Raw genomic sequence first — 8,235 nt, forward strand, 5'->3', positions numbered from 1 at the left:
CGACGACCTCCTGCCCTTCAGAACACGGAATGATCATGTCCCTGCCCCAGAAAATCGGCTTCATCGGAACCGGCGCCATTACCGACGCGATGGTGCGCGGCCTCCTCACAAAGCCCGCCGCCGTGCCGCATGTCATGGTATCGCTACGCAGCGCGGATATCTCGGCAAGACTGGCCGGCGATTTCCCGCAGGTTCTGGTCTCCGGCGACAACCAGACCATCGTCGACGGCTGCGACACGGTCGTTCTGGCGATCCGCCCGCAGATCGCGGAGGAGGTCATCCGCCCCCTGCGCTTCCGAGATGGGCAGCGCGTGATCAGCGTCGTCGCCGCAACGGCGCGAGACACCCTTCTCGACTGGATCGGCGCGGATGTGCGTCTCTCCCAGGCAATCCCCCTGCCCTTCGTCGCACGCCGCAAGGGCGTGACCGCCGTCTACCCGCCCGATGCGGATACCGCGGCACTGTTCAATGCGATGGGCAACGCCGTCGAGTGCGAGAGCAAGGCAGAATACGACCTGCTCGCCGCAGCGAGCGCTCTGATGGCCACCTATTTCGGCATCATGCATCGCGCAAGCGAGTGGCTGGCGGCAAACGGCCTGCCGGAAGGCAAGGGACGCGCCTATCTCGCGCCCCTCTTCGCCAGCCTCTCCGATACGGCAATCCTATCGGGCGACGACGTGCCTTTCCTGGAATTGAGCCACGAATTCGCCACCAGAGGCGGCCTGAATGAGCAGGTCTTCCGGGATTTCGAGGCGGAGGGCGGCAGCCAGGCGATGAACAGCGCACTCGACCGCGTTCTCGCGCGCATCAGAGGATGACAGTTCCCGGCGTGCCGCCGGAACGGATGGCCAGCCGCAAGAAACGAGCGCGCCCGTGCGAAGTTTGGGTTGACCCGGTTCGGCAGCGGCGCGACACTTCCTGCAACGAGGCAGGAGGAAAGACGATGGATCAGCCAGAGCGGTGGCGTCATATGACAAGTGCGCCGAGGGACGGCAGCCGGATTCTCGTCACGGTCCGTTCTTCGGAACAGGGGGCGGCCGAAGTCGATGTCGCCTATTGGTCGCACGGCGACCGGTTCGGCGCGGAAGGCTGGCGCGCCGCGGATTCCGCCCCCGGCTGCATCATCGAATATGCCGAACCCGAGCTGAAATGCTGGATGCCGATGCCTTCGGCCAATATCAGCCGCGCCTCAGCGCCCTCCCCCTGGCAGGGCGAGGACGCCCAGCAGCTCGACGGATCCGGAATCTAGAGCGTTCCAGCAGGTGCGCAGAAGTTTCGCGACCGGAATTGCCTGAATCTTCAGTGAATTCCGATCCGACCGCTCCCCTCGTGGACACGAATCGTGTGCACAACACCATGTTCCATATACAATCAGGGAACTGGTATGGTCCCGCTGCGGCTCTCCAGCCGATAGCGCTGGCCGGGATAGATGATCCGGGCGGTCGAGACGATGTTGCGATCGGACCAGGTCCGGCGACGGATCATCAGGCAGGGTTCCGTCTTCAGGATCATCAGCAGCTTGCATTCCCACGGCTGCGGCACGGTCGCCTCGACGACATGCTCGGAACCGCTGAGCGGCGCGATCGCCGAGAGATAGGCATTGGGCGTGATGACGGAAAAATCTTGGCTGAGGTAATCGGGCGCGACCCCGGGGTGAACGTAGCGATCCTCGATCTGGACCGGCACACCCTCCTCGCTATGGACGATCAGCGAGTGGAAAACCGGCGCCCCGATTTCCAGACCCAGTGCATCCGCAACATCCGGCGGTGCCGAGGCTTTTGCCAGCGCAACCACCTTGGCTTCGTGGATATGGCCGCGTTCCGCGATCTCGTCGGCGATGTTGCGCACCTCGAACAGAGCCGAGACGCCCTTGCGCTCGGCGACGAAGGAACCGACGCCCTGGATGCGGACGAGTTCGCCTTCATTGGCCAGCTCGCGCAGCGCCCGGTTTGCCGTCATCTTGCTGACGCCGAGTTCGGCCACCAGCTCGTTTTCCGAGGGCACACGGTGTTTCGGCGGCCACTCACCGCTGTGGATGCGGTCGAGGATGATCTGCTTGACGCCGGCATAAAGGGGCGTCGCGTCGTTCTCCGCCAGCTCCCTGCGCATTTCGCCGCCACGCTTCATCGATTCATCCCTCGATCTCCCGGTCAATTTCCAAAAATCTAAACTTCCATCTTGCATAACGCAAATTTTTTCTTATGGTACCATATACAACCTCCCCAGAGCGCAAGCGATGGCGGCAAGCCGACGCAGATCGGTAGGCAATGACGATTAACGAACCTCAGAGGAGTCTTCACATGGAAGTGCGGAAAGTTATTCTTGCGGGCGCGGCTGCTTTGGCCACGCTCTCTGCCCCGGCCCTCGCCAAGGACTGGAAGACGGCGACAATCACGCTCGAAGGCGCCTATGCGCCCTGGAACCTCACCAATGCCGACGGCACGCTCGGCGGTTTCGAGCCGGAACTCGCCAAGGTGCTGTGCGAGCGCGCCAAGATCGAATGCACACTGGTCGCTTCCGACTGGGACGGCATGATCCCGGCGCTGAACGCCGGCAAGTTCGACGTGATCATGGACGCGCTGTCGATCACCGAAGAGCGCAAGCAGATCATCGACTTCACCATTCCCTATGCCGCTACCCCGGCAGCCTTCGCGACGGCGGCCGACAGCCCGCTGGCCAAGGCGGCGGGAACCGGCGCTATCATCAAGATGACCGCCGGCCAGACCGGCGTGAAGGAAATCGACGCGCTGAAGGAAGCCTTCGCCGGCAAGACGATCGGCATCCAGGCCGCGACCGTCTATGCGAAGTTCATCTACGACAATTTCGGCACGACCTCGGAGATCCGTGAATACAAGACGGGCGCCGAGCGCGATCTGGACCTCCAGAACGGCCGCATCGACCTCGGCTTCGACGACGCCGTCTATTTCGGCAACGCCTTTGCCGCTGCAAACGGCGCGCTGGCCTTCACCGGTCCGGAAATCGTCGGCCCGATCTGGGGCGAAGGCGAAGGCCTCGGCATCCGCAAGGCGGATACGGATCTGCGCGACAAGTTCAACGAGGCCATCAAGTCGGCGCTGGCTGACGGAACCGTGAAAGAACTGTCGATGAAGTGGTTCAAGGTCGACGTCAGCCCGGCGGAGTAAGCTGCGGGATACGTCGTCGCGATTGCGGCCTCCGGCACCGCTGCCGGAGGTCCGTATCGCATTTGTCTTGATGCCGCATTCGACGGGAAACGGACATGGCAACCTTGGAACTGCTGGGCTTCGGCCAGAATGGGTGGGGCGCGCTGCTTTTGGTCGCCACGCTGATGACGCTGGCGGTGACGGCGACTGCGCTTCTGATCGGGGCCGTGCTCGGCACCGTGGTCGCGACCGCCAAACTGTCGGGCAACACGCTTTTGGTCGGCCTCGGCAATATCTATACGACCGTGTTTCGCGGCGTGCCGGAACTGCTGATCATCTATCTCATCTATTTCGGCGGCTCCTCGGCGGTTACCGCCGCCGGCCATTGGCTCGGTTATGAGGGCTTTCTCGGCCTGCCGTCGTTTGCGGCCGGCGCGCTTGCCGTTGGTATCATTTCCGGCTCCTACCAGGCGGAAGTCTATCGCGGCGCTTACCTCGCCATCGCCAAGGGCGAACTCGAGGCAGCCTCGGCGATTGGCATGAACCGCGGGCTGCGCCTGCGCCGCGTCGTCATGCCCCAGGTGCTGCGCTATGCCATTCCCGGCCTCGGCAACGTCTGGCAGCTCACGTTGAAAGATTCGGCGCTGATCTCGGTCACCGGCCTTGCCGAGTTGATGCGCACCAGCCAGGTGGCGGCCGGCTCGACCCGGCAATATTTCCTCTTCTACATCGTCGGTGGTGTTCTCTATCTGGTGCTTACAAGCTTTTCGGATCGGGTGTTCAACCGCGCCGAACGGCGCGCCAATCGCAGCATGCCGAGCGCAGCCATGGGGCAGGCCTGATGGATATCGCCTTCCTTTCCTCCGCGATGGTCACGCTGCTCAAGGCCGTGCCCATGACGCTTCTCCTGTTCTCGCTCTCGGTGTTTTTCGGCTGCCTTCTGGCGCTGGTGATCGTCACGATGCGGGTTTCCGGCAACCGGATCCTCTCCGGTTTCGCCAAGGGCTACATCTTCGTCTTCCGCGGCTCGCCGCTCCTGATCCAAATGTTCCTCGTCTTCTACGGCCTCGGACAGTTCGGTGTCATCCGCTATTCGTTCCTGTGGCCGTTCCTGCGGGAACCCGTCGTCTGCGCCGTGCTGTCGCTGGCGCTCTGCACGGCCGGCTATTCGGCGGAGATTTTCCGAAGCGGCATCCGCGCCGTCTCGCCGAAGGAGATCGAGGCGGCCCGTGCGATCGGCATGTCGGGCTTCCTGCTGGTCCGCCGCATCATCGCGCCCATCGCCTTCCGCCATGCGCTTCCGGCCTATTCGACGGAAATCGTGCTGATGATGAAATCGACCGCGCTCGCCAGCTTGGTCACCGTCTGGGAGGTTACCGGTGTCGCCCAGCGGCTGATCTCGCAGACCTACCGCACGATGGAAGTCTTCCTCTGCGCGGCGCTCATCTATCTCGTGCTGAATTTCCTGATCCTGCAGGGCATGGCGCTGCTTGAATATTCGCTCTCCAAACATCGCCGCGCGGCCCCGCCGTCGGCCGTCAAAGCCTGAGGGAGATCCCGATGCCTGGTGTGATCCGCCTTTCCGTTCGCAATATCCGCAAGAGTTTCGGCAATCACGAGGTGCTGAAGGGCATTTCGCTCGACGCCCAAGACGGCGACGTGATTTCGCTGCTCGGCGCCTCCGGCTCCGGCAAATCGACCTTTCTGCGCTGCATCAACCTCCTGGAGACGGCCAGCGACGGCGAGATCTTCGTCGACGGCGAACAGATCCGCATGGTGAAAAAGAATGGCCAGAGCCGGCCGGAAAGCCAGAAGCAGGTGGATCATATCCGCTCCGAACTCGGCATGGTGTTCCAGAGCTTCAATCTCTGGTCCCATATGACGATCCTGCAGAACGTCATCGAAGGCCCCGTCCATGTGCTGAAGCGCCCGAAGGCCGAATGCATCGCCGAGGCGGAAGCGCTGCTCGAAAAGGTCGGGATCGCCGACAAGCGCCATGCCTATCCCGCCCATCTCTCGGGCGGCCAGCAGCAACGCGCGGCGATTGCCCGCGCACTCGCCATGAAGCCCAAGGTCATGCTGTTCGACGAGCCCACCTCGGCGCTCGATCCGGAGCTGGTCGGCGAGGTGCTGCGCGTCATGCGGGCGCTCGCCGAAGAGGGCATGACGATGCTCGTCGTGACGCATGAAATGAGCTTTGCGCGCAACGTCTCCAACCGCGTCGTCTTCATGCGCCAGGGCGTGGTCGACAGCAGCGGCACGCCGGACGACATGTTCGGCAGCGGCGCGTCGCCGGCCTTCCGCCAGTTCATCGGCCATTTCGGCGGCGAGCAATGAGCATCGTTCTCGACGGCGGCTTGTCCTGGCGGGATGTCGCGCGGATCGGCGGAGGGGAACCGCTTGTCCTCTCCGAACAGGCCATGTCCCGCATCGCCCATGCGCGAAAAATCGTCAATGCCATCGTGGCGGCCGGCATGCGGGCCTATGGCGTCAATACCGGCGTTGGCGCGCTGTCCGACACGGTCGTCGATGTCGACTCGCAGAGCCGGTTGTCGCGCAACATCGTGCTCAGCCATGCCTGCGGCGTCGGCCCGCTTCTGCCGCCGCGCGCCGTGCGGTCGATCATCGCCGCCCAGATCGCCAATTTCAGCCACGGCCATTCAGGAGTGCGCCCGGAAATCGTCAGCTATCTCACAGCCTTTCTGGCACAGGATTGCATTCCCGACGTGCCCTCCAAGGGCTCGGCGGGATATCTCACGCACAATGCCCATACCGCCCTCGTCCTGATCGGCGAGGGCCATGCCGTCGTGCGCGGCAAACAGATGACCGGCCGCGAGGCGCTCGCCGCCATCGGCCTTGCGCCGCTGGTGCTGGAGGCCAAGGAAGGCTTGAGCCTCGTCAACGGCACGGCCTGCGCGACGGGTCTTTCCGCCCTTGCGCTATCGCGTGTCGAACACCTGCTCGAATGGGCCGATGCGATCGCCGCACTGACGCTCGAGGCGGTCGGCTGCCAGATGGCGGCGTTCGACGAGGCCGTTCTGGCGCTCCGTCCCTCCGCCGGCATCGCCAGGGTCGGCGCGACGCTGCGTAAACAGCTTGCCGGCAGCGGCTTGATCGCCGCGGCCATCGGTAAGCGCACGCAGGATGCGCTCAGCCTGCGTGCGGTCCCCCATGCGCATGGTGCGGCCTGGGATGTGTTCGAGCAGAGCGGCGCGGTCGTCGATCGCGAACTGGCCTCGGTCACCGACAACCCCGCCGTCTCCGGCACGCCGGACCAGCCCGTCGTCTCCTCGCAGGCCCATGCCGTGGCGCCGGCGCTCGGACAGGCGGCCGATAGCCTGGCGACCGCCATTGCCCAGATCGCGGCGATGAGCGAGCGGCGCATGGACCGACTGGTCAACCCGCTGGTCAGCGGCCTGCCGCCGTTCCTGGCCAGCGATGCCGGCAGCCATTCGGGCTTCATGATCGCGCAATATACCGCAACCGCACTCAGCAACGAGAACCGCCGCCTTGCCGCGCCTGCTGCCATGGATGGCGGCATCACCTCCGGCCTGCAGGAAGATTTCCTCGCGCATCCGACGGCCGCCGCCAACAAGCTGCTCGCTATCCTCGACAATGCCGAACATATCCTCGCCATCGAGCTGATGGCCGCAGCCCAGGCGCATGATTTCCTGACCGGCACGGCCGAACCTGCCCAAGGCACGGCGGCGTTGCATGCCATGGTCCGTGCAAGGGTGGCGCATTACGAGGACGACCGGCCGCTCGGCACGGACATAGAGGTGCTGAGAGCCCTGATTGCAGACGAAAAGCCCGCCGGCTGACCGGGAGATATCCATGCCCGCAGAATTCGACGTCGCCGTCATCGGCCTCGGTGCCATGGGCAGTGCTGCGGCATCCTTTGCTGCGGCGCGCGGTGCACGCGTCCTCGGCATCGAAGCGCATTTCCCCGCCCATGCGCTCGGCTCCTCGCATGGCGACACCCGGCTGATCCGGCTCGGCTATTTCGAGGACCCGTCCTATGTGCCGCTCCTACGGCGCGCCTATGAGAACTGGCGATTGCTGGAGGCGCGACTACGCGCGGATATCCTGACCGTCACCGGCGTGCTGCAGATCGGCCGGCCCGACAGCAAGATCGTCAGCGGTACGAAAGCCTCCTGCGACCTGCACGGCCTGCCGCACGACATCCTCGACAAGGCCGAGATGGCGCGGCGCTACCCGGCCTTCGCGCTGGAGGACGGCGAGATCGGCCTGCTCGATCCGCAGGGCGGCTATATCAGGCCCGAGGCGGCGATCATGGGCTATCTCAAGCTCGCCACGGAAGACGGGGCGGAACTGCATTTCGGCGAGCGGGTGATGGCAATCGAACCGGATGAGGACGGGGTCGATATCCTGACCACCACCGGCCGATACCGGGCACGCAAAGTGATCATCGCGACCGGCGCCTGGATTGCGGAGCTCGTCCCCCAGCTTGCCGCCCATGCCGTGCCGATCCGCCAGGTCGTCGCCTGGTATCAGCCGGAGGACGGCTTTGCCGCCCAGCCGGGCCGCATGCCCTGCTTCCTGCGCGACGAGGGCGAGAACGGTTCCTATTTCGGTTTCCCGGCCATCGGCATCGATGGCGTCAAGATCGGCCGCCATGCGCATTTCCGCGAGCAGATCGATCCGGCGGCCGCCAATCCGCCGGTCAACGAGGCGGACACCGCGCTGCTCGACGGTTTTGCCCGCAAACGCCTGCCGAAGGTGGCAAGCGTGCGCATGCGCGCCACGACCTGCCGCTACACGATGCTGCCGAGCGAGGATTTCCTGATCGATTTCAGCCCGGCCCACCGCAATGTCGTGGTGTCCTCGGCCTGCTCCGGCCATGGCTTCAAATTCACCAGCGTCATCGGCGAAATCCTGTGCGATCTCGCGCTGGACAGCGGCTCGGCGTTGCCGACCTCGCTCTTCACCTTCGAGCGGCATTTCGGCTCTCGGGGCTGATCCGGGCACTCAGCCCTTGGGCGCCGCCTGCGTGGAATCCCGCACGACGAGTTGCGGCTCCATGCGCACCCGCCTGTTTTCCAGCGGCCGACGGTGAAGGCGGGCGAAGAGCATTTCAGCGGCGAGCTTGCCC

9 protein-coding genes are annotated in these 8,235 nt (G+C 64.5%); 8 read left to right on the forward strand and 1 reads right to left on the reverse strand.

The window, feature by feature from the left end:
• The first annotated feature begins 35 nt into the window (after window positions 1-35).
• Window positions 36-818 (forward strand): pyrroline-5-carboxylate reductase, encoded by a 783-nt coding sequence (locus ACOZKU_RS10825; protein ID WP_421578867.1) that lies wholly within the window; start codon window positions 36-38, stop codon window positions 816-818.
• A 125-nt stretch (window positions 819-943) separates the two neighbouring features.
• Window positions 944-1,249, forward strand: coding sequence for a hypothetical protein (locus ACOZKU_RS10830; RefSeq protein ID WP_421578868.1), 306 nt, complete (start codon window positions 944-946; stop codon window positions 1,247-1,249).
• A 122-nt stretch (window positions 1,250-1,371) separates the two neighbouring features.
• Here ACOZKU_RS10830 and hutC read toward each other — a convergent pair whose 3' ends face one another.
• On the reverse strand, window positions 1,372-2,127 hold the full coding sequence (gene hutC / locus ACOZKU_RS10835; RefSeq protein WP_421578869.1) for a histidine utilization repressor: 756 nt from the start codon (window positions 2,125-2,127) through the stop codon (window positions 1,372-1,374).
• Between the two features lie 173 nt (window positions 2,128-2,300).
• Here hutC and ACOZKU_RS10840 point away from each other — a divergent pair, with 173 nt between their 5' ends.
• The 6 genes from ACOZKU_RS10840 (at window position 2,301) to solA (ending at window position 8,102) form a co-directional block, all read left to right on the forward strand.
• Entirely contained in the window at window positions 2,301-3,143 is an 843-nt protein-coding gene (locus tag ACOZKU_RS10840; protein WP_314091583.1) for a transporter substrate-binding domain-containing protein, read from the forward strand.
• A 95-nt stretch (window positions 3,144-3,238) separates the two neighbouring features.
• Complete coding sequence (locus ACOZKU_RS10845) at window positions 3,239-3,964, forward strand: ABC transporter permease (protein ID WP_421578870.1); 726 nt, start codon at window positions 3,239-3,241, stop codon at window positions 3,962-3,964.
• On the forward strand, window positions 3,964-4,671 hold the full coding sequence (locus ACOZKU_RS10850; protein WP_314091577.1) for an ABC transporter permease subunit: 708 nt from the start codon (window positions 3,964-3,966) through the stop codon (window positions 4,669-4,671). Before ACOZKU_RS10845 ends, ACOZKU_RS10850 begins: the two co-directional genes overlap by 1 nt.
• Before the next feature lie 11 nt (window positions 4,672-4,682).
• A complete protein-coding gene (locus ACOZKU_RS10855; RefSeq protein WP_421578871.1) occupies window positions 4,683-5,459 on the forward strand; it encodes an ABC transporter ATP-binding protein in 777 nt (258 codons plus the stop codon).
• Window positions 5,456-6,943 carry an HAL/PAL/TAL family ammonia-lyase gene (locus tag ACOZKU_RS10860; protein ID WP_421578872.1) on the forward strand — a complete coding sequence of 496 codons (1,488 nt, stop codon included), beginning with the start codon at window positions 5,456-5,458 and terminating at the stop codon, window positions 6,941-6,943. The genes ACOZKU_RS10855 and ACOZKU_RS10860 overlap by 4 nt, the downstream gene beginning before the upstream one ends.
• Window positions 6,944-6,956: 13 nt before the next feature.
• Window positions 6,957-8,102: an N-methyl-L-tryptophan oxidase gene (gene solA / locus ACOZKU_RS10865; RefSeq protein WP_421578873.1), complete on the forward strand. Its 1,146-nt coding sequence runs from the start codon at window positions 6,957-6,959 to the stop codon at window positions 8,100-8,102.
• Window positions 8,103-8,235 lie beyond the last annotated feature (133 nt).

Origin of the sequence: Shinella sp. M31, assembly GCF_049199205.1 — a bacterium.
Classification (GTDB): domain Bacteria; phylum Pseudomonadota; class Alphaproteobacteria; order Rhizobiales; family Rhizobiaceae; genus Shinella.